At 45.1% G+C, this 21059-nt stretch carries 20 protein-coding genes and 1 pseudogene; 15 read left to right on the top strand and 6 right to left on the bottom strand.

Going from position 1 to position 21059, the window contains the following annotated elements; genetic code table 11:
* Positions 1–30 precede the first annotated feature (30 nt).
* Positions 31–447: a hypothetical protein gene (locus tag EVX52_RS01700; RefSeq protein WP_129990465.1), complete on the bottom strand. Its 417-nt coding sequence runs from the start codon at positions 445–447 to the stop codon at positions 31–33.
* Between the two features lie 116 nt (positions 448–563).
* Between EVX52_RS01700 and EVX52_RS01695 the strand changes: the two genes are divergently transcribed.
* The 3 genes from EVX52_RS01695 (at position 564) to EVX52_RS01685 (ending at position 3383) form a co-directional block, all read left to right on the top strand.
* The gene (locus EVX52_RS01695) at positions 564–1439 is read left to right on the top strand and encodes a phage repressor protein CI (protein ID WP_129990464.1); all 876 of its coding nucleotides are present in this window, start codon (positions 564–566) and stop codon (positions 1437–1439) included.
* Between the two features lie 107 nt (positions 1440–1546).
* On the top strand, positions 1547–2695 hold the full coding sequence (locus EVX52_RS01690; RefSeq protein WP_129990463.1) for an ATP-binding protein: 1149 nt from the start codon (positions 1547–1549) through the stop codon (positions 2693–2695).
* The gene (locus EVX52_RS01685; protein WP_165385155.1) at positions 2688–3383 is read left to right on the top strand and encodes a DUF4276 family protein; all 696 of its coding nucleotides are present in this window, start codon (positions 2688–2690) and stop codon (positions 3381–3383) included. Before EVX52_RS01690 ends, EVX52_RS01685 begins: the two co-directional genes overlap by 8 nt.
* A 129-nt stretch (positions 3384–3512) precedes the next feature.
* On the opposite strand, the gene EVX52_RS01680 is transcribed toward EVX52_RS01685, so the two are convergent.
* Positions 3513–3971, bottom strand: coding sequence for a hypothetical protein (locus EVX52_RS01680; protein ID WP_129990461.1), 459 nt, complete (start codon positions 3969–3971; stop codon positions 3513–3515).
* A 122-nt stretch (positions 3972–4093) separates the two neighbouring features.
* On the opposite strand from EVX52_RS01680, the gene EVX52_RS01675 reads away from it, so the two are divergent.
* Together EVX52_RS01675 and EVX52_RS01670 are read left to right on the top strand one after the other, a co-directional pair.
* Positions 4094–4561 (top strand): STM2901 family protein, encoded by a 468-nt coding sequence (locus EVX52_RS01675; protein WP_129951763.1) that lies wholly within the window; start codon positions 4094–4096, stop codon positions 4559–4561.
* Entirely contained in the window at positions 4561–4881 is a 321-nt protein-coding gene (locus tag EVX52_RS01670; RefSeq protein WP_165383692.1) for a DUF1493 family protein, read from the top strand. The genes EVX52_RS01675 and EVX52_RS01670 overlap by 1 nt, the downstream gene beginning before the upstream one ends.
* Positions 4882–4902: 21 nt before the next feature.
* On the opposite strand, the gene EVX52_RS01665 is transcribed toward EVX52_RS01670, so the two are convergent.
* Positions 4903–5385: an Hcp family type VI secretion system effector gene (locus EVX52_RS01665; protein WP_129951761.1), complete on the bottom strand. Its 483-nt coding sequence runs from the start codon at positions 5383–5385 to the stop codon at positions 4903–4905.
* Between the two features lie 283 nt (positions 5386–5668).
* Between EVX52_RS01665 and EVX52_RS01660 the strand changes: the two are divergent.
* The 6 genes and pseudogenes from EVX52_RS01660 (at position 5669) to EVX52_RS01635 (ending at position 11550) form a co-directional block, all read left to right on the top strand.
* Positions 5669–5967, top strand: a pseudogene (locus EVX52_RS01660) (VOC family protein).
* Between the two features lie 323 nt (positions 5968–6290).
* The gene (locus tag EVX52_RS01655; protein WP_235173071.1) at positions 6291–7400 is read left to right on the top strand and encodes a GGDEF domain-containing protein; all 1110 of its coding nucleotides are present in this window, start codon (positions 6291–6293) and stop codon (positions 7398–7400) included.
* A gap of 579 nt (positions 7401–7979) precedes the next feature.
* Positions 7980–8507, top strand: a complete 528-nt coding sequence (locus EVX52_RS01650) for a hypothetical protein (protein ID WP_129951760.1) — start codon at positions 7980–7982, stop codon at positions 8505–8507.
* A gap of 319 nt (positions 8508–8826) precedes the next feature.
* On the top strand, positions 8827–9240 hold the full coding sequence (locus EVX52_RS01645) for a GNAT family N-acetyltransferase (RefSeq protein WP_129990460.1): 414 nt from the start codon (positions 8827–8829) through the stop codon (positions 9238–9240).
* A 257-nt stretch (positions 9241–9497) separates the two neighbouring features.
* The gene (adhP, locus tag EVX52_RS01640) at positions 9498–10511 is read left to right on the top strand and encodes an alcohol dehydrogenase AdhP (RefSeq protein WP_129951758.1); all 1014 of its coding nucleotides are present in this window, start codon (positions 9498–9500) and stop codon (positions 10509–10511) included.
* Positions 10512–10851: 340 nt separating this feature from the next.
* On the top strand, positions 10852–11550 hold the full coding sequence (locus tag EVX52_RS01635) for an extensin family protein (protein WP_129951757.1): 699 nt from the start codon (positions 10852–10854) through the stop codon (positions 11548–11550).
* On the opposite strand, the gene EVX52_RS01630 is transcribed toward EVX52_RS01635, so the two are convergent.
* Positions 11547–12725, bottom strand: coding sequence for a M20 aminoacylase family protein (locus EVX52_RS01630; protein WP_129990459.1), 1179 nt, complete (start codon positions 12723–12725; stop codon positions 11547–11549). The two genes, EVX52_RS01635 and EVX52_RS01630, sit on opposite strands and share 4 nt — an antisense overlap.
* A gap of 360 nt (positions 12726–13085) precedes the next feature.
* Complete coding sequence (locus tag EVX52_RS01625) at positions 13086–13343, bottom strand: DUF1883 domain-containing protein (RefSeq protein ID WP_129990458.1); 258 nt, start codon at positions 13341–13343, stop codon at positions 13086–13088.
* A gap of 516 nt (positions 13344–13859) precedes the next feature.
* Between EVX52_RS01625 and EVX52_RS01620 the strand changes: the two genes are divergently transcribed.
* The 4 genes from EVX52_RS01620 (at position 13860) to EVX52_RS01605 (ending at position 20700) form a co-directional block, all read left to right on the top strand.
* Positions 13860–16622 carry a WG repeat-containing protein gene (locus tag EVX52_RS01620; RefSeq protein WP_129951754.1) on the top strand — a complete coding sequence of 921 codons (2763 nt, stop codon included), beginning with the start codon at positions 13860–13862 and terminating at the stop codon, positions 16620–16622.
* Positions 16622–19465 (top strand): WG repeat-containing protein, encoded by a 2844-nt coding sequence (locus EVX52_RS01615; protein WP_129990457.1) that lies wholly within the window; start codon positions 16622–16624, stop codon positions 19463–19465. The genes EVX52_RS01620 and EVX52_RS01615 overlap by 1 nt, the downstream gene beginning before the upstream one ends.
* A gap of 96 nt (positions 19466–19561) precedes the next feature.
* Positions 19562–19954, top strand: a complete 393-nt coding sequence (locus tag EVX52_RS01610) for an ASCH domain-containing protein (RefSeq protein ID WP_129990456.1) — start codon at positions 19562–19564, stop codon at positions 19952–19954.
* 95 nt (positions 19955–20049) lie between these two features.
* A complete protein-coding gene (locus EVX52_RS01605) occupies positions 20050–20700 on the top strand; it encodes a hypothetical protein (RefSeq protein WP_129990455.1) in 651 nt (216 codons plus the stop codon).
* Positions 20701–20743: 43 nt separating this feature from the next.
* Here the strand turns inward: EVX52_RS01605 and EVX52_RS01600 are convergent, their stop codons facing one another.
* Complete coding sequence (locus tag EVX52_RS01600; protein ID WP_013576157.1) at positions 20744–20986, bottom strand: YebV family protein; 243 nt, start codon at positions 20984–20986, stop codon at positions 20744–20746.
* Positions 20987–21059 lie beyond the last annotated feature (73 nt).

Raw genomic sequence — 21059 nt, 5'->3', positions numbered from 1 at the left:
GTTAGTCCCTACTAGTTTGAATAATCTGACTCAACGATTTATGTAGCGGCACTTGATGGCTTGCTGACGGTTTTTCTCACGCCAGGCCTCAAGATTGATCAGGGCATTGCCATGACGTTCCATAACAACAGTTTGCATTTGACCTGTTTTGCGGTTTTTGCGCTGCTGGGTGATTGTGGTTGAAGGGGTTGGGGCAAGGAGAACAACACCATTCGCGATCCACTTTTCTAGGACAGCGGAGCTGATGCCGTTAATTGCAGCAAAATCTTTCTTAGAAATTGTTGGGGAATTGGCGAGTGTAGTCAGTTGCAAACTGATTGAGTTCACAATAGTTGCAGACAGGGCTGACTCCAAGGCCGGCAACAACTGGGATACTACAGAATTTAACAGTTCCTTAGATAGTGACGTCTTATCGGTAGGTTCTTGAATTGCATTCTGATGAGACATAAAGCAATATCTCCTTTCTGATTTGTTTGAGTTCTATGGTGTAACATGTGGTGTGATTGCATCTTAGATCAACAAATGAGTTTATGTAAATAACATTTGTTTATTTTTGGTGATGTATGGAATTTAGCAAAGGTAGTTCTTCTGAGATATTGGAACGCCTTTCTTCTGCTTATGGCGTTGAAACACAAAAGCAACTAGCTGAAAAGTTAGGGGTTTCGGCTGCAAATGTAAGTAACTGGATACAGCGTGATAGCGTCCCAGGGAGTGCGTTTGTAAGATGTGCGCTGGATACTAAATGTGATTTGGCATGGTTGGCCACTGGCGTGCATTCAAATGCAAACTCTGGTAGTGCGGAGTTTTCCCCTAATGATATTATGGTTTCTGGTCAAAAACTGCTGAACATTATCGTTAACTCAGGCGGCAAAGCAGTGCTCCAGCGAATTATCCAAGCGTATGGTTTTACTACCCAAAAAGAGTTAAGTAATCATCTTGGAATTTCGGCGGCTACTATCAGCACTTGGATTCGTCGTGATTATTTCCCCGCTGAAGTTGTTATTACTTGTTCACTGGATACGGGGATGTCTTTACACTGGCTTGCTACCGGGAGGCACAGTCAAAACAGCGTGATGTTCCCCAAGCCAATTTATAAAAGCTCAATTATAAAAATAGCGAAAAAATCACTAGTCGCAGGCAAGCTTGAAGGAAATTGCGAACTGGTTTTAGATAAAAATTTCTTACCTGATAATATAAATATTAAAAATCTCATTCTTATTACTTCGGGTAATAAATCTTGGATTGTTTCCTGGGGTTTGACTGAGGTATCCAATGGGAAATGGGTATTGGATATCGACGGTTTAATTGATGTTTATAATGTATCGAGAAGGCCTGGGAATAAAGTGCTAATATCTGGAGTTAATGGTGATTTTGAATGTTTAGTCACAGACATCAAAGTTTTGGGCGTAGTTGTTGCAACATTGAGTTATATAGGCTAGATACTGTTAAATTTAGTATTTAATGTGCGTGTGTTTTATGGGCGGAGATGTTGTTTTTTTACATTTCCAGAGTGTTTGTAAATTCAGTGTAGATTCAGGGGAAAATAATGAGTGTTAAGAAGTTATCTTATAAGGAACACGAAGGTAAATCAAATTTTTGGTCATTTGATGATGCAACTTTTTTAAATTGCAACTTAATCGTTGGGAAGAATTCTACGGGTAAATCACGATTAATTAGTGTGCTTCATTCTTTTTCTCAGCTTATATTAGGTAATTTTCCTATTTTAACTTCAGGTATGTTTGATATACATTTAAAAATCAAGCATCAACATTTCCATTATCAGATGCTATGTGAGAATAAAGCAGTTATTTCAGAAGTATTAGAGGTTGACGGGGAATTAAAACTCGAAAGAAAACAAGATGGTAGTGGTAAGATTTTTTATGAAAAGATAAAAAATTTCTTTGAGTTTAAACTTCCATCAGACGTTATTGCTGTAGTAAATAGAAGGGACGAAATACAACATCCATATTTAATAACGTTGCATAAGTGGGCGCAAAGTGTAAGTTTAATTCTATTTGGTAGTGATTTTGGACGCGGAAGACTATCATCTATTGAAGAAGTAATGGATGTGAATAGCAACGTCGCGCAAAATGTGAATAATGATGCAGTCAATTTAGTTAAAACTTATGGTTCTGCACTCAGGAAATATGGGGAAAAATTTCAAAAAGCAGTAATTAATGATATGCGCCAGTTAGGATATAATTTGACTGATGTAGGTGCAAAAAATGTTCAGCAAATTCTGCCAGACTTCCCTTTTTCTGCATTTACTTTATTTACAAAGGAAGAAGAACTAGGTTTTGATGTGCCTCAATTTCATATGTCGCAAGGTATGTTTCGTGCACTTGCCTTAGTCATTAACCTAAATGTTTATTCTTTTTCAAAAGAAGAGCGAATTATCTTAATTGATGATATTGGTGAAGGGTTAGATTACGAAAGAGCTACAGCAATTGTTGGTTTTTTGATGGAAAAGTCAATAAGTAGCAAACTGCAAATAATCATGACTACAAATGATAGATTTATAATGAATAAGGTCCCTTTAAAATATTGGTCTATTATGAAAAGGAAGGGTGGTATCGTGAGGATTTATAATGAAGTTAATTCGCCTGAAACCTTTGAACAATTTAAATTTATTGGACTAAGTAACTTTGATTTATTTTCCTCTGAGTTTTTCGAGAAGGTAAATGGGGATGAGTAAAAAAATAGCAATTTTCGTTGAAGGTCTCACAGAGCAAGAATTTGTTATAAAACTTATACAGGAACTGGCTGGAAAAAGAGGAGTTGTTTTTGAAGTCAGGAAGCAACATAAATCATTGTTGGATTTAGTTGAGTTACGGACAGATAACACCCTAAATCCTGAGATTTTTGTATTAATGGTTAACTGTGCTACAGATTCTCAAGTGAAATCACAAATCAGAGATCAATTTCAAAATCTTAAAAATGCAGGTTATTCAACAATTATAGGTTTACGTGATATCTATCCCGACTTTAAGAGACAAGATGTCCCAAGATTACAACAATCTCTTTACTTGGGATTGGTTATGGACCCTGCTTTACCAATTAATTTGCATTTGGCGATTTTAGAAATTGAAGCGTGGTTTTTGGAGGAATTGACCCATTTTGCAAGGATTGATGCAGGAATTAAACTACAGAATATAGTGAACGCAGGATTCGATCCATCTTCTAGCCGAGCATATGAACTAGATCACCCCGCTGACACTTTGCATTTAATTTATAACTCGGTCGGGAAGGCCTACAACAAAACTAAGAAACACATTCAAAGGACAGTCGAAGCCTTATCCTACGATTCATTGTATGTAGATGTTAGAGGTAAATCTCCATCCCTTGATGCATTTGTATCTAGTTTGGAATCGGCAATATTTTAATGTGATTTAGTAAGCTTAGAACATATCCTCTTCAATTTCTGGTGTTTTAGGTGGTGGTTGTAGTTATGCATTTAGTCATACTACCTTATCATTTTAAGGATGCTTGTAGACGCTAAATTTTTTTATTTTTTACTTTTCAAATATAGCCAGTTTGTCGCCATGATCCACTCTAACCATATGATTAAAAAGGCCGAAAATAGTATTCGGTCTTTTTTTTACCATTTGATTTATAACGACGCGCCAGAATGCCTGAGTAATTATGTCCGCTCGAAGCGCACCGGGATGGCGTCCGGTTTTTCTGCTGGCAGAACTGAGAATGAACTCCGTATTATTATTCTGCAAACACCTCTCATTCACTTCACCAGGCGTCATATCATACGCTGCCAGACACAGTGGTAATTGTATAGCCAGTTGCTCCCCTGTCTTTCCCTGAATTACCCTCAACCTGTTTTCAAAAATATCCGTTTTCTTCAGTAACCGAATACCGGGCGCGACGTTGCAGCGGTCGATAGGGATGTCATCAATGCCGCTCTGGCGCCAGAACTTCGATGTCATGCGAGAGGGGCTCGTACTGCGTGAAGCGTCCACACATAAATTCCCTCCGTGGCGAGATTTTAAGTATAGACATAGTGATTAACGTGACGGGACATATTGCCTGGTTATGAATGCAGCAGTATTCTTAATCCCTTCTAATCAAAAGGATATTGAGAATGGACACAACCGAAGAGTTGGGCGGGACCTATTTCTACCATGGTCATGCCAATGTAACTGCCCCTGAATTGTTTAATCTGATTTTCATAGAAAGTTTATCTGATTACTTAGGCTTGGATACTTCTGCTACAGTGATGATTATCATTGGCCAGCCTTGGATTCCCATCTCAGGCAAGTTATCAGCTGCAACCAATACGCCAGGAACGAGTGTCATTTCAAAAATAGCCAGAGCGATGTTTAAAGAAAAAAGGTTGCCATTCGGGGTGCGACTAGAAGCACCAATGGGTAAAGGCTCAAAGATGAAGATGGTTCCTACAAGTAAAATCGCCCCATTTATAGGTCGATGGACTCCATGGCTAGGTTATGCGCAAATTGTAATAATGCTTCAATTAGTTTCCAAAAGGACCAGAAATAAATATAACCTTATCGCGCGCCCATCTGACCGTATCGTATGGCCATCTTTCTAATGAATTTAGATAAAGAGATCTGTGACTATCTAACCGATAAATACGGGTTCCGGAAAAGCTGGCGGGATCCCGAAATTGTTCCTATCCAGAAATTTTGGTCAGTGCAAGATGATTGGCAGCTGTTGCCTGAAGATTTGGCAGAGATATTGATTGATGTCTTCACTAAATATGGTGTTGATTATTCTAAGTTTGATATGTTGAATTACTATGAAGCTGAAAGGGCATTTTGGCAGAGAAAACCACCCAAACGTGATCTAAAACCATTAACCGTTGAAATGATTATTGAAGCGGTGAAGGCCAAAAGGTGGTTTTATGATTAAGGGGCATTTTGCCCCTTTTAATTATGCGGTCTGGCGATCATTCCACGAGTCAGCAAATATGATGTTCCCATCATTGTGCTTCCACGTAATTTTTTCGTACCGAAGTTCAACTGTTTCCATGTGATTGTCATTAGGATTGCTGTTTGCGGCAATTGCTGGCGAAATTGAAACGATACGTACCTTTTCTAACAGCATGTTGAAATACTCTACTTCCTGACCTGCATCATTGATCCGATACCATTTGATCTCCGCAGACTCAAGGCCTTGGCCTGTTGCTACTGCCTTGTAAATGTAAGGGCTGGAGCTGTCAAAGTCCTTCACGATGAGCAATGGGGAGTGCATGCGGGTACCCGTTACTTTACCCGTCGCGTTATCGGTAGGGATCATCAGATTATGATGGAATCCTTTTACTTCGATGCTATATTCCCGTCCGATGACATCCACACCGCCTTTAATCAGAGCGCCGCCGTCGTCTTTAAGCCATAAATAAGCTGATATTGCCATTTTCTTAAGTCCATTTTAAAAGTGAGGCATTACGTTATGCTTATGCAGATAAAGACACAGTTAGAGAACATTTAAAAAGGAGATTTTCAGAGGATTATTATTGATGACCGATTATGCAATCCATAAATCCAGTCTCGAAAATTCCCCGAATTTATTTCGAAATGATGCTAACTGATTGATATTTAATGAAGGTATAAACAAGTGACGGAAGGCTTTACTTTAAAGAGTTTTTAATTAATCCATTGATAAATAGGTATGAGTAGCATTTATTGCCGCGACGGGAATCGTATTCAGTTTTTTTGTATTTGGATTGAATCACCTTACTCTTGCTGTCAGTCATTTGCCCCGCAGTTTTCGTTTCTATGTGGATGTTCTTGGTTTTACACCACAGGCGACATGGCTTCATTTCGCGAGAAAATACAGCATGCTGGTGCCACAGAGTGGAAAAGCAATAAGAGTGAAGGGGAGTCAATTTACTTTCTCGATCCCGATGGCTATCAGTTAGAGGTTCATTGTGGTGATCTTGAAAGCCGGCTCCGTTCCTGCAAAGAAAGCCCGTACGATGAAATGGAATTTTTCTGATGTATTTGGCTTATTTTAGTGATTTTCCATTGCCTCATAACTCACATCAGACAGCAACACCCCTGATTCGGCGCAGTTACAAATCCACTGCCGTCCGGGCAGGCATACAACTTTAGTCAGATTGTCTGTCAAAGGCACAATGCCCTTGAAGTTGATCGAAAAAAACATCAATGAATTCATGGGGTAAGCTTAGTTAACGGATCGTCAAAAATTTGCCTTAAAAGATCTTTGTCAGAACCACCAGTGATGTTATTTTGACAGTTCTAAGGTCAAAAATAATTATTTTCATGCTATGAAACGAAATCTTGATCACCAGTGAGGACATGATGATTTATTCAAGTTGGAGGTGGGTGGTCTTACTTCCATTGCTTACAAAACCGGTTTCGTTTGTTTTTTTTGGTGGCGTAATATCGTCATTTATCATTTTCCCTTTGCTATACAGTCAGGAAGTTCAGGAGTGGAAAGGGAATGTTAATAATATCCATAATATGGGGAGTTTTTATGATCCTGATAACTCAGGAGGAGTCATTGCAACTGAGAACTATACTCATCACCCTTCACCTTACACCGAGGTGCAAGTTAAAACGTTATTGTTCTCTAATAGAGGTAGCCCGCAGGAATGTAATGCAAAGGTTCGCGACTTTTTAAATTCCCTCAAAAATATACAGCCTCGCAACATATCCGTTGTATTAACGAGAGTATGTATTAATCGTGGTTTCGCCATTGGAAGATTTGCAGATGATAACACATTAATTTCAGTTTTACCTATGCATGATAAAAGCTACAACTTGGCAGGTGTTAAAATACGGAAATCAACGATTATTGAAAAGCCTACTTTTTTAAAATCTGTACTGAATTCATCAAATGCCTGGCCTGCGCTAATTATAATTTTTTTATCTATGCTCATTAGTTATTTGCTGTCATTAATAGCAGGTGGATATCTCAGGGTTCTGAATGTATATGCTTCTACTGATGGGCTGACAGGTTGCCTGCGAAGAGAGGCATTTTACGCGAAAGCTACCTACGAACTGGCGAAATGTAAAAAAAATAACTTACCTTTTAGCGTATTAGTCATAGACCTTGATCATTTAAGAGAAGTAAATAACTCTTTCGGTCACGAAAAAGGTGATTTGGCAATTTCTCTTTGCGCAAAAAAAATACTCAAATGCCTGCGCAGCAATGATTTTGTCGGCAGGGTAGGGGGAGATGAGTTTATCGTTGCACTTAAAAATACCGGGGCATCTGATGCGTTTTTAATCGCAAACAGAATTCGTGAGGCAGTTAAGAGCATAAAGCTGGAGGAGTTATTTTTGTCAGTGAGTATCGGCATATCTCAATATGATAAAGACAATGCCTCATTACAAGAGGTGATTTCTAAAGCGGATGCAAATCTCTATATTGCAAAGCGACAAAGAAATGATGTTGTGTATTAAGGTGTAACCATGAAATACTTTCATCAATTTCATGGTTGGAAATATTTAAAGCGAGTGTGTTGACTGGTTGAATCTATTTAAAACTCTCGCTCAATATATTCAAATGCACCTTTTCAATGATTTTAAAATCATCAGGCGTTAGCCTTAACAGAGGGCGCGCCGGGGACTGCATTTCTTGTGTGCGGGCAGACGGCCCCGTACTGATACATACCTGGAGACAAACTGCTTACCCTCGCGCCCGCTCGGGTCGTATTCGCACGACCATTTGCCGGCAGACAGCTTATTTACACTCATCACATCTTCCTTTCTGAGGATGTGAATTTAGCTGTATGTAAATACAGTGCAAATGTTTGATTTAATTATTTGATATGAGTAGCAGGAGAGGAGCGCCACAGGAAGCGAACTTAAATAAAATTGATATTTAATTTTGTTAGCCAACAAATTTGCAGTTGCCTTACAGAACAACTAATGACAAAATCTGTAGATTAAGAATAACAATAATAAATAATATCTCTCTGATGTTAAGGGAGAGAACGACCCCACAATGTGGGGAGATGTTATTTCTAGCAAGGAAAAATCATGGGTGCTTGTCCAACCTGTTATCGGGAAATCGATAACCATCACTGTCCGTTCTGTGAAGAAAAAGAACGAGATTTTCATCGCCATGACAACATGGGAGCATATGATAAAAGTCAATCCTATACGCCTCCCCCTAACAATCTCCAGCAAGATTACAAATCCTCATACGGGCATACCGGCGGGAGAAATTCTGGTACACCAGGCGCATTAGATAAACTTTTCAAAGGTTTTATCTACGCCAAATGGACGTCCTTGTTGCTGATAGTTGTTTTGGCTTACAAAATTTTCCTGTCATTAAGATTCCTGCTTCACTTTAGCAGTAGCTTTCTTAGCCTTGCTCCGTACGTACCGCTGGCAATACTGGTTGTTATCGATTTACTGCTGTTAGGTTTATTTATCAAAAAACATAAATCTAAAAGTAACGAAGCCGGAAAACCGTCAGCTTGCGGGCTCTTATTTATAGCATTGCTATTGTGGTTCTGGTATTTGCCGTTCGTGGTAATAACTGCATCTTTTAGAATGATGTAGTATCGAGAATCAAATTTGAGTGGCTAAAAGGGTGCGTTGTGCACCCTTTTTTTAAAGAGAGCCGGTTTAACAATAAGTGCATATTCCTTTCTGGGCGTGTTTTTTAACCTTTCATCTAAGAAGTTTTTCCAGTTTTACCCCCATCACATCTCAATTAAATTATACCCCCGGCTAATTAGGACATTTTTCGGGCAATCTTAGGTTCAGTGGATTTGAAGTGACTACTGGCTGTGCTTATCAGGGTGCAACTGAACACCTATTGCAATGTAATAATAATAATCCTATAAATGATAGCTGGGCTTATTGAATTGGATATTTTATGACTGTTCAGATTAAAAAGTTACTTCCTTCAGAGTGGGAAAGCGCATTCCCGATCATTGCTCAACTAAGAAACATCACCAAAGGCGAATTTTTAAAAAGCGTAAGAATTCAAACTCTGAACGGATATGAGCTTGTTGCTGCAGTCCTCGAAGAAAGGATTATTGGTGTGATGGGTATAAGACCTGTACACACGCTGGCACGAGGTTCTCACCTGCACATTGATGATCTGGTCGTTGATGAGAATGAACGCCAATCAGGGACAGGCAGATTGCTTCTTGATTTCGCTGTTAGTGAGGCTCAAAGCAGGGAGATGAATTTTGTTTTTCTTGATGCAAGGAAAGAGGCAATTCCATTCTATGAAAGGAATGATTTCATCTTCCACGCTTCTCCTTCAATGAAAAAAATCCTCTGATTTCACCGGGTTTAAGGCATGATTATTTCTTATTCTTGCAACAGAGGAGAACGAGTCTGATTGCTGTAGCCTTAATGTTGTCTTGAACCCATTATCCTGTGCTGCTTCATAGCTTCCAACCTCTTGCCCATCCACAATGGAAATAAAACTTTCCGCTCTCATGCTGAACTCTGCAGTTAAAGCATTTGATTCTCATTTGCAGCCGGACAAATAGCGTTGTAACGTTGAGGCTCCGCCACAACGTTAAGGAAAGGAAAATGAAAGCTGCTGTTGTTAATCAAGACCATTCAGTGGGCGTCGTCGAGAAGACTCTGCGCGACCTTGAACATGGTGAGGCACTTTTAGAGATGGAGTGCTGTGGTGTATGTCATACGGATTTGCATGTCAAAAACGGTGATTTTGGTGACAAGACCGGGGTCATCCTCGGCCATGAAGGGATTGGCATTGTAAAGAAAATTGGCCCTGGAGTCACTGCGCTGAAAGTGGGCGATCGTGCCAGCGTCGCGTGGTTCTATAAAGGTTGCGGGCATTGCGAATATTGTACAACCGGTAACGAAACGTTATGCCGACAGGTTATTAATGCAGGGTATACCATTGATGGTGGCATGGCTGAAGAATGCATTGTCTCGGCCGATTATGCGGTGAAAGTTCCCGACGGTCTGGAGTCTGCTGCTGCAAGTAGCGTGACCTGCGCAGGCGTGACCACTTATAAAGCCGTAAAAGTATCAGGCATTCAGCCGGGTAAATGGATTGCTATTTATGGCCTGGGCGGTTTAGGTAATCTGGCTTTGCAATATGCGAAAAATGTCTTCAATGCCAAAGTGATTGCTATTGATGTTAATGATCAGCAATTAGAGTTTGCCGCCGATATGGGCGCAGACCTGACCATTAATATGCTAAAAGACGATGCAGCAAAAATTATTCAGGAGAAAGTCGGTGGCGCTCATGCTGCGGTGGTAACGGCAACGGCGAAATCCGCTTTTAACTCAGCAGTTGATGCGATGCGAGCGGGTGGGCGTATTGTTGCGGTGGGTTTACCGCCGGAATCAATGAGCCTGAATATTCCTCGTTTGGTGCTTGACGGCATTCAGGTCGTGGGTTCACTGGTCGGTACCCGTGAAGATCTTGCCGAAGCGTTCCAGTTTGCCGCTGAAGGTAAAGTGGTGCCGAAAGTCACCAAGCGTCCGCTGGGCGATATCAATGCGATATTCCATGAAATGGAACAAGGCAAAATTAAAGGCCGGATGGTGATCGACTTTACCCATAAGTAAGCTTTTCAATGTATCGTGTGACGCAGCTTAATGTCTTTTGCTGCGTCACACATGGCTTGATCTTGAGACGGCACAAAAAAAAGCCCGCTCGGAGCGGGCTGAAAGGGGTAATGCGAGGGTCTTACACACTATGAAGGACAGTTCACAGTGGACACAGGAGAAGAAACATCGTCTTCGGATATAAAAGTAACAAACCCAATGTCTATTTATGTCAAAACTAAGTAAGTTTATTTCCCGACTTGTAACCCCTTCAGAACACTGTTTACTTACCCGCTATACTCAAATATTACATGTGAAAAATCAATGTGCTGCTAAAGCCTGGTGGTGCTAAAGGAACACTATGCGATATTGGGTAAGCGTTATTGTGATTATCATTGTTGCCTGGTGCAGTGGCCCGTGGATAAGCCGTCACGTTCCGTCGGAATATAATCCTTTCTCACCGGTGACAATTAATGACCCGCCAAACTTCATTACCCGCTACAAATTAAGGAAGCTGGATAACAATCCTCAGCAATGTCTGGCTGTGCTTGAACGTGCCCGGCAAGAGGGGGCGATTAATTTTACCCGCGCCGGAAATACGGGCGGGAAATGCCCGCTGACTGATGCAGTACGGGTTCGCGGATTTGGGGATGTTTCATTGAGTTCAAGCTATCTGGCGAGCTGTCGTCTTGCACTAAGCAGCGCAATGTTTGTCGCACAGGTGGCGAAACCGCTGGCCATTCAGAAACTCGGTTCGCCGCTGGTACGTATCCATCATTTGGGCAGTTATGCCTGCCGGAACGTCTATAACAAGCCCGATGCCAGACTTAGCGAACATGCCACGGCGCAAGCGCTGGACGTTGCCGGTTTCTCGCTGGCTGACGGACACCATATGACAGTTCTGAAACAATGGCCTCAGTCTGGTGCAGAAGGGGAGTATGTGCGGACGTTATTTTCAGAGAGTTGCCCGTATTTTGGCAATTCCATCGGGCCGGAATACAATGCAGCGCATGCCAATCACTTTCACCTCGGCATGCGCTGGTTCGGTTTTTGCCGTTAATCCTCTAAATAGCGTTCGACCAGGCGCGTCCAGTAGGCTGCACCAAAGCTCAGGCTGTCATCATTAAAGTTGTAGGCCGGATTGTGTAGTACCGCACTGTCTCCATTGCCCAGGCGCAGGAAGCAGCCGGGCTTCTGTTGCAGGAAATACGCAAAGTCTTCACTGCCAGAGATTGGCGGAAGATTATCGATCACGTTTTCTTCACCCAGCAATTCTTTCGCCACTTCCATAGCGAATGCCGTTTCCTGGTCATGATTTACCAGCACCGGATATCCGGAAACATATTCAATTTCAGCGCGGGCGCCGTAACCGGCAGCATGATTTTCCACCAGAGTGCGGATACGTTTTTCAAGGATTTTGCGCACTTGAGGATCGAAGGAGCGAACGCTCATTTCAAGGCGCGCTGTTTCCGGGATGACATTCGCCGCATGGCCTGAATGTAATGAGCCTATGGTCACTACCGCTGTTTCATTGGGATCAATATTACGCGAAATAACCGACTGCAAGGCGATGACCAGACTGCTGGCAACCAGTATAGGATCCACCGTCATATGCGGTCGGGCCGCATGCCCGCCTTTGCCATGAACTGTGATATTAACCGTGTCGCAGGCTGCCATAAACGGGCCGGAACGGAACATCATTTTGCCAACCGGATAGCCGGGATGATTATGTAACCCGTAGACGGCATCACAGGGGAACCTTTCAAATAACTGTTCGGCCAGCATGCGCTCTGCGCCGCTGTTAAATCCAATTTCTTCCGCTGGCTGGAAAATAAGATGCGCTGTGCCGGAAAAGTTTTTGCTGCGCGCAAGCTGCGCGGCGGCGCCCAGCAGCATCGTTGTGTGGCCGTCATGGCCACAGGCATGCATTTTTCCGGGAAACTGGCTGGCGTAGCTTACGCCCGTTTGTTCGGTGATGGGCAGAGCATCCATATCTGCACGGATACCGATGCTGCGGGACCCGCTGCCAAGCTTCATGGAGCCGACAACGCCATACCCGCCAACGGCGGTGGTCACCTGATAGCCAAGAGATTCTAGCTTTTCAGCGACGAATGCTGCGGTTGCAGATTCTTCATTGGAAAGTTCTGGATATTGGTGCAGGTGCTGGCGAACCTGGCGCAATTGTGGAAGGAGATCCGCCACGTCAGCGAGGGTGCAAAGTGATTTCTTATTCATTATGGGATCTTTTTTGCCTGAAAGAAATCCGGCCGTTATGGCCGGTGCCACGTCATTACCTTTGACAGAATGCAATGTGAAATTCAGGCTGGCAATACCTAAATGAGACAGGAAAAGGTCTTTTGAAAATAATGGAATGTTCAATTCAATAACGGTATGCAATTGATGTAGCAAGCTAAAGTTTTTTCCGTGGCATTACGCAATTCAGTATTCTGTTGCTGGATGGTGTGAGCGGTTGCCTGTACCGTTGTGAGGTGAACGGGCTGGCAGGTGATTCAGGAAATATCAGGCAAATGGTTTTCCATCCACCTGATAAAAGGTCGCAGATAAAAAGCAGAGGGCGGGAGGTAATAGCGGTGTTCAGGCAGGCAGATAACTTATTGAATGCTCGAGTGATTCACATTGAGAATCGATAAGCACATTCCATACGCCTTTATAAGGGATCCCGACATAAGCGGTATTTTGATCGTTAATTGTCAAAATATCGCCGAAACCTGAGTGGCGTCCTTTGCGCTCAACATCATTTTCACACATCAGATGAATGTGACATTTTTCTGAACAACGTATGACGACAGTGTCGCCACCAAACAGACTCAATCTGGCTCGAACGATAGGCATGGCTTCCCCCAATAAGATAAAACACCGGAAATACGCTGCAACCGAACACTACCTGATCTTACGCCACCCGAACCGGGAGTGATATTGGTCACAGAACGCTCTGGAATCTATAAAACCAGACAAAAGAGGGGGGAATAATGACCTTAATCAATAGTTGTAATAATCTTCCGAAGATTAATTGTTAGCCACTCGGGCACATGTAAATGAAAATGATCTAATTTCAAATAAGGAAATTGAAATGTTGTTGTCAGGTTATCGACAGGTGAGGAACCCAGATGAACGGTAACATACAGAGCGTATTTTTCTGCGAATTGATAATGTGTGTTCATTCGTTACAGAGTAATAAAATAGCTGCTTTTTCTTTCACAAGCTGACACCCTATAGGCTTATGGCATGTGCGCTCGCTTTAAATTGATTATTATCGGATTTTTTGCCGTCTCACGCGCCCCTTTTGCGGGTGATGAAAAAAATGCGGGCGCTACACTTTCTCATTTTATCCAGTTATAAGGGCATCGGATGAATTGCTCCGAAAAATTCAAATATCTCAGAAACTTCAGTGCGTTATCCCTGGTTCTGAATGCTTTTTTTAGCCTGCCGGCACATGCGGATGACGCACTGTTACGGGCGTGTGGTAATGCAAAAACAGCCAAGGATTGCCAGTTGCCTTTCCAGCAGGGACTTTCCCCTGTGCAGATGGCGTTATCCCGCGAACCACTCTGGGGTTATGTGGATACCACCGGGCATATGGTAATCAGGCCTGATTTCAGTGAAGCCCGGGGCTTTGTGAACGATCTGGCTGCTGCGAAAAAAGACGATAAATTCGGGTATATCGATAAAAAAGGCCACTGGATTATTGAGCCTAAGTTTACGCGGGCAACCGATTTCAATGCTCAGGGCACTGCCCTGGTCGTGACCGATAACCGTCTGGTGCTGATTGATCGCAAAGGTGCGGTCATAAAAACGTTGCCGTTTGCCGTTTCTCTGGACAGCCAGGGATTTGTGCGCGGTCAGGCACTGGCAAGCGTACAAACACAAGTTTCTCCTGCGTTGTGGAATGCCTCAACGGATCGTTCCCTTTCCCTTCCTGATGATGTTATTGCCCTGGACTTGCCTCAGTCCGGGCTGATCCCGGCTAAAAAGCGGGATTCTGCACAAGACGGTTACTGGGGATATCTGGACGAAAAGGGTGACTGGGCAATTGACCCGATGATCCTGAAAACCCGTGATGAGCCGCAACTTGGCGGCGATGTCGTTGCGGTGAAAACTAAGAACGTCTGGATGTTCGTTGACCGGCAGGGTGTCTCGTTAAACAAAGAGCAGTATAAATCGGTGCGTCTGCTGGTGTCGGGGAGCTGGCTGGTTACAGGCACAGATAACAGCAAACAACTGCTCAGCAATAATCTGGAAAAAATACAGGATATTCCTGCAGATCAATCTGAGAATATCCTTGTCTGGGGCAAAGCTACGCTGGGAACGGGCAGTAAAGGTATTGTGATTATTGGTGCTGATAACCACGTTGCTTCGCTGAAAGTGAATAAGCCGCAAGTTCTGCAACAGGCGAACCGCCTTTGGGTGATGCAATCTGAGGGTAAAACGCCTCAGGTTGCGCAGATCTATGACAATAACGGCGTAGCACTTCTTAACGATGCCACGCTGACAGCGCTGAAAGATTACCAGCTCAGGCCGCTGGGTACGTCGCCAATGACCGATGACATCAGTTCTTTGGCGCAAGCAGATAGCCATGCAGCAAACAGCCTGCCATGGGCAGTTCTGACGCCCGCTGATACAACAAAACCGCCTGCAATTCTCACCTCCCAGGGAAATGTGCTTTCTGATCCGCAGTGGGCATCGGTTGACGGAGATGCTTCTCAGGCACCGTTGATCATCCACACGGAGAATAAAAAAGCAGGAGCGGTCGATGCGACAGGCAAATGGGTTATCCAGCCAGTATTTACCCAAATTTCCCCGTTTAACGGTGACTATACCTGGGCCACTGACAACGCTGGAAATACAGAGGTTAAGCACCTGATTGATCGTAGTGGTAACGCGATTGACGTTCCGGCAAATATTCAGCAAGGTGCTCAGCGTTTGTCATCCGGGCTGCTGTTTTATACTGAGGGTGAAAAAGACGCTCAGCGCTGGGGATTATGGGATATCGCGAGCAAAAGCATCAAAGTTTCTCCTCAGTTTATCCAGATTGATTCGTTTAACGACGGTTACGCGCTGGCGCAGACAGATGCGGGCTGGGGCGTTATCAGAACCGACGGCAGTTGGGCGATCGCGCCTGATGCGGGCCGTAGCGGTAAATTCCAGTATATCGGGCAGGGTGTCTTTACTCTTTCCGATAACGATCAGCCAGGTGAACGCGGTGCACTTGCCAGCCATTACAGCCTCTACAGCGCTGAAAGCGGTCAGACTTTAGCGACAGATTTACTCTCAAGACCGCTGCCAGTAGGACACCACCACTGGCTGGTTCAACCTGCCGAAGGTGGTGTTGCATTGCTTGATAATGCAGGGCGTTTTCCTGTCAGCAAGGCAATTACTGCATCCTCAAGTTCTGTTGATGGCGACTGGGTTATGCTCAGTTTTTCCCCTCATTTCGGGGCAGTTAACAGCCGGGGTGACTGGCAAATTCAGCCGCTTTATACCGCTGAATTTAATTTCATCCCACCTCTTAATCTGAGCCGTGCTGTCAGTGATGGCCGTATTACACTGATTAATGATCATGGGGCGGTGCCTTTAGAGGGGTTTGAGCAGGCTCAGGCGCTGAACTCGATGGCGCGTTTGGTCATGAATGATGACGCTACCGGCGAGACTGTGTTGTATGACAATGACGGCAACGAAATTCAGCGTTTCGCCGGGCTCAATAGTCTGCAAGCGGATAAAGCCAGCTCCGGGGTGATCCCTGTACGCGATGGCAACGGCCTGTATGGTTTTGTTGATCAGCAAGGGAAGAAGCTGATCGGTTCTTACTTCGATCAGGTGGGCGCAATGAGCAATAATTTTGCTACCGCCATGAAGAAATCGACTTATGGGAATCTGCTGGGCTATATCAATACTACCGGGCGCTTTGCTATTTTACCTAAGTTCGACTGGGCGAATGATTTCAGCGAGAAACATGCCTGGGCAGGGGGTAAAGGCGTGGTCAGCTTGCTTAACAGTGATGGTGCTGTGCAGGCTAAAATTCAGGTGCGCTGTAATCAGCGTGTCATTGTGGATGCAAAAGGGGCTTATCTCTGGCCAGCCAAGGCTCCTGCATGCGATAACGGGGGTAATTAATGTTTGTCAGCAAATCTTCAAGGCTACGAAATGCACTCCGTTGTGCGCTGAATACCAGCAGCACACTGGCCTTATTGACGCTGACAGCCTCTGCAACTGCGGCTGAACCCGACAGTTGTTTTGCTCCGTTACCGGCGTCACAGGCGGAGGTGCAAACGCATAATGCATTGCCTGCGGTTCAGAATGTATGTATCCGCGATGTACATGAAAGCCGTGCAGCAGTGCTTTTGCCTGCAGCGGATACGCAGGGCGAACGTTGGGGCTTTTTAGATAACCAGGGACAACTGGTCATTAAACCCGTTTTTGAAAAAGTCGGTGACTATCATTTTGGTACCGCGGCTGCCATGCAACAAGGCAAGTGGGGATTCATCGATCTGACCGGAAACTGGATGATTCCGCCGGCTTTTGATCATGTTCAGCCCTTTACTGAATCCGGGCTGGCTGTGGTGACGGCAGGCGGAAAAACCCAGATTATTGACCGCAAAGGGGCACAGGTCGGTAAAGCGCTGGATGAATTAGTCGATGACGCCACCCTTAGTGACGGCGTTCCGGCCCGCCTGAGTCTGACGTATAACAGTGTTCTGCTTTCGCCTGACGGTGTCCGCCATGTGGCGACCGACAAAATGGAAGTCGTGGAACCTTTTGGCCCGAAAGATCTCTTTATCGCTTTTAACGCCAGCAAAGGCTACGGCATTGTTGATGGTAATCTTACCTGGCGTGTTCTGCCGCAATACAGCGCGATTACTCTTGATCCGCAAAACCCTTCTGTCGCGATGGCGAAAAATGCGGAAGGAATTACGTTAATTCGTACCGACGGCGTACCGGATGAACAAAAGTACTTGTCTGTCAGTGAAGAAACCGGGGCTTTTTGGCTGGCGAAAACTGCGGAAGGGATCAAGTTACTGGATAATTCCGCTGGGGTTATCGCAACCTTTAGCGAAGCAGAGGCCTCTTCACTGTATGTCTCCGGTGATTATGTGTTGAATCCCGTCACTAAAGACGCTCTGACATTATACGTACCTGGACGTAAGCAACCTCTTTCGTTGCCCGTTGGCAGTGAACCCTGGGAGCAGGACACCGGTGAATATCTGATCACCACTAAAGGTAATCCGAAAAAGGTTAATGCGATTGTTGCACCGTCCGGAGGAATAATCGGTGGCTCGCAGAATGTGGGATGGCTGGCGCAGATTACCGGCGCAGAAGTGATCAACCACCGTTTGTGGTTGCGTAACGAACAAGGAGAGGTTGTCAATATTGTGGATGCATCCGGAAAGGCGCTACTGACTCAGAAGAATATCAGTACCCTTGATGGAAGCCGGATTGAACCCCTGAATATCAGTAATGATACCACTTCTGCACAATCACCACTGGCGTTGATTCGCCCCGGTTCCGGAAACGCTAAAAACGGTGCCGGCTTCCTGCGTCCGGACGGCTCGCTTCAGCTTGAGAGCAAATGGCAGGATATTCAACCTGCAGATGCAAGCGGCAATATCGAACAGTTTATTGTTACAACGGCTGAGGGAACCGGTGTTATCGATGCCCAGGGCAAAATGGTTATCCCGCTGACAGAAGACAATATTTCGCCATTTGTTCATGGCTATGCGCTTGATTATCTCGATGGGAAATTGACCGCCCTGGATCACGCAGGTAAGCATTATGATTTGCCTGGCGTTTTCGAGATTGAGTCTGTTGGTAATGGCTGGTTCCGTTATCGTGAAACTGCAGCCGACGGCGCGCTCTGGGGCATCTTTGATATCAACACGCAGAAAACGGTTGTTCAGCCCTCTTATCAGGATGTCGGTGACTACGCCAACGGGCTGGCGGCCTTCAGAGCGCCGGGGGGCCTATGGGGCATCGTGGACAGCCAGGGTAAAACCATTGTTGAAGCGAAATATGCTAAGGCAAAACGCATCAATTCTGCACTCTGGTTACTGACCCAACCGGCTGCCGCTGACCAAACTGAATCCAGTGTGGTTGCTGAAATCATAGGCAATGATGCGAAAGCAAGAATCGCTCCAACGGCCGGGTTATCAGTTACTCAGTTCAGTGATGGACGTATTCTTGCCACCTCTTTCGCAGGGCAGTCCTGGCTTTTGGATCCTCAAGGCAACATTGAATTGCATGAACAGCAAACCCGTATCAGTGCGCTGGGTGATTGGGTAAAATTATCCCGTAAACCACAGCAAGGCTATATTTCTGCGCAAGGAGAATGGCAAATTCAGCCAGTGGCGGAAGTTGCCCAAAGTTCTGCTTTTGTACAAGGCCGCGCTCTGCGTTCGACACCTGCAGGGTATGAGCTGATCGATGATAAAGGTGTGCGGGTAGCGGCTATGCCTCAGGGCCGATGGTCAATGCCGTCAGCCAGCGCATGGTCTGTCTCTTATGACCCGCAGGATGGCGCGCCAGCAACCCGTTATGTCGATAACACCGGTAAATTGATGCTGACGGTACAGGGACAAGCCAGTCTGATGGTGAATGATCACGCTGTACTGACACGCTCAGACGGTACGAAAACCTGGATAAACGCTCAGGGGAAACAAGCCGAAGGCATGGCGTATGCAGACTTAGGGTTGCCTGTGGATGGCCTGGCCTTCGCCAAAACTAACCATAATTACGGTTTTGTCGATATGCAGGGTAACTTTGTCATTGCCCCGCTATTCAGTGCCGTGTCCCCCTTTGACAGCGGGGTTGCCGTTGTTTCAACACCTGCGATGTCGATGATGATTGATAAAACAGGTAAACCGCTTGCAAGGGTCGATAGGGAATGCGGCATTGCCGTTTTATATGGCACCGGCAGTGCAAGACAGTGGCCGGTAGCGATGCCGGAGAACTGCGGACCTTAGTACATGTTACGGCTTGCAAAACCCGCTGCGGCGGGTTTTTTTGTGCTAATGTTTAACTGTTATGACAGTGAACTATCTCAATTGAAAGGATAAATTATGATTCCGCAGATCCCACTTAAATACAGGGATGCAGAGCGCTGGTCGTTTGGTGATACCGAGTCGTCAGCAGACGAACTGGCTAAGCGTGTTATTGAAGGCATAAAAACCGCCACCTGTTCTAATCTTGATGACGACCCGGAACCAGAATCAGGCGAAGTCTTTGTGGTGGTTGATGGCCGCAATAATCCGGTGTGTGCCGTACAACTGACCGAAGTGAAACAAGTTCCTTTTGATCAGGTGACAGAACAACACGCCTGGGAAGAAGGTGAAGGCGACCGCACGCTGGCTTACTGGCGCGCTGAACATCAGCGTTTCTTCGAAGAGTACGAGATGTTTGAACCCACTATGCCATTGTTACTGATGAAGTTTCGGATGATAGAGAAGTTCTAAATCTCTGAGGGGGCCTGATAAGGAAAATCAGGCCTTAAATCCCCGTCGCTATATGATCAGTCTGAAGTGGTCTGTCCGGCGTTCAGGAATATGTCATGTCCGTGAATCCAGTGTCTCATCGCGCTTTTACAACCCTTTCCGGTATACCTTATTTCAGTCAATGGGAAGACCCTGATTGCGCTGCCGGCATTATTGCCGGTGAACTTGAACTGAGTGATATCAAACTCTGGGCACAATCTGGCGCATCTAGTCAGCAGGAATTTATTGAGTGGGCAAACCATGTCTGTGGGATGTGCTGTCTGAAAATGGTGCTGGCAGCTGTTTTCGGAAAAGTAGTGCCTGTTCTTAACCTGACTCAACACAGCCTGCCATATGGCACCTATGTGCGTGAGGGGGATAACATTAAGGGATTGATTTATGCGCCTTTTGTTGAGTATGTACGTCAGGAGTTGGGGCTGAAAGCAGTCGTCAAAGTGGGAATTTTTGCTGAGGATATTGCTGCACAAATGGCCGGTCACCGGTTCTTCATGGCTTCGGTGCATCCGTCAATTCGCATACCGGAGACCGTTCCGCCGTCTAAAGGTGGGCATCTGGTGCTGGTGACGCATGCTGACAGAAAGTATATAACCTTTCATAATCCCTCCGGTCATGATATTCGCACGCAGCAGGATGTCACATTACCGGTGGATGTCTTTGCCCGCTTTTTTGCCGGACGGGGTATTTCACTGGTTGAAAACGCTGGCTGACCGCAAGCGGCATGGCGAACACAATTCCGTTCGCCATGCGGTATTACTCCAGTCGCATGATCCACTCATCTTTCTGTTCGTCATACTTCTCCTTGTATAGCACCGAGTGACGACCATCCACTACGGCCGGAACACTGGTATGGTCATCCCAGGCATCAAGTTGCATACACAAATCAGGATCTGATTTGCAGGGGATGTGCACTTTATCGCCGCCTTTTGCTTCAGGCGTCGAGAGATGTGCATCGTCAATTTCGTAACTGCCAATTCTTATGCTCGATTTTCCCATCAGGTACTCCTTGCCAGAGTGACGTGTGTGATTTCAGTAACATCAGGTACGACCAGTTGGCCTCCTTATATGA

The sequence above is a fragment of the Rahnella sp. CFA14(1/10) genome, from assembly GCF_004195095.1.
Taxonomy (GTDB): Bacteria; Pseudomonadota; Gammaproteobacteria; order Enterobacterales; family Enterobacteriaceae; genus Rahnella; species Rahnella perminowiae.
Note: the sequence above shows the minus strand (reverse complement) of the source record. Positions and strands in the feature narration are given on the sequence as shown.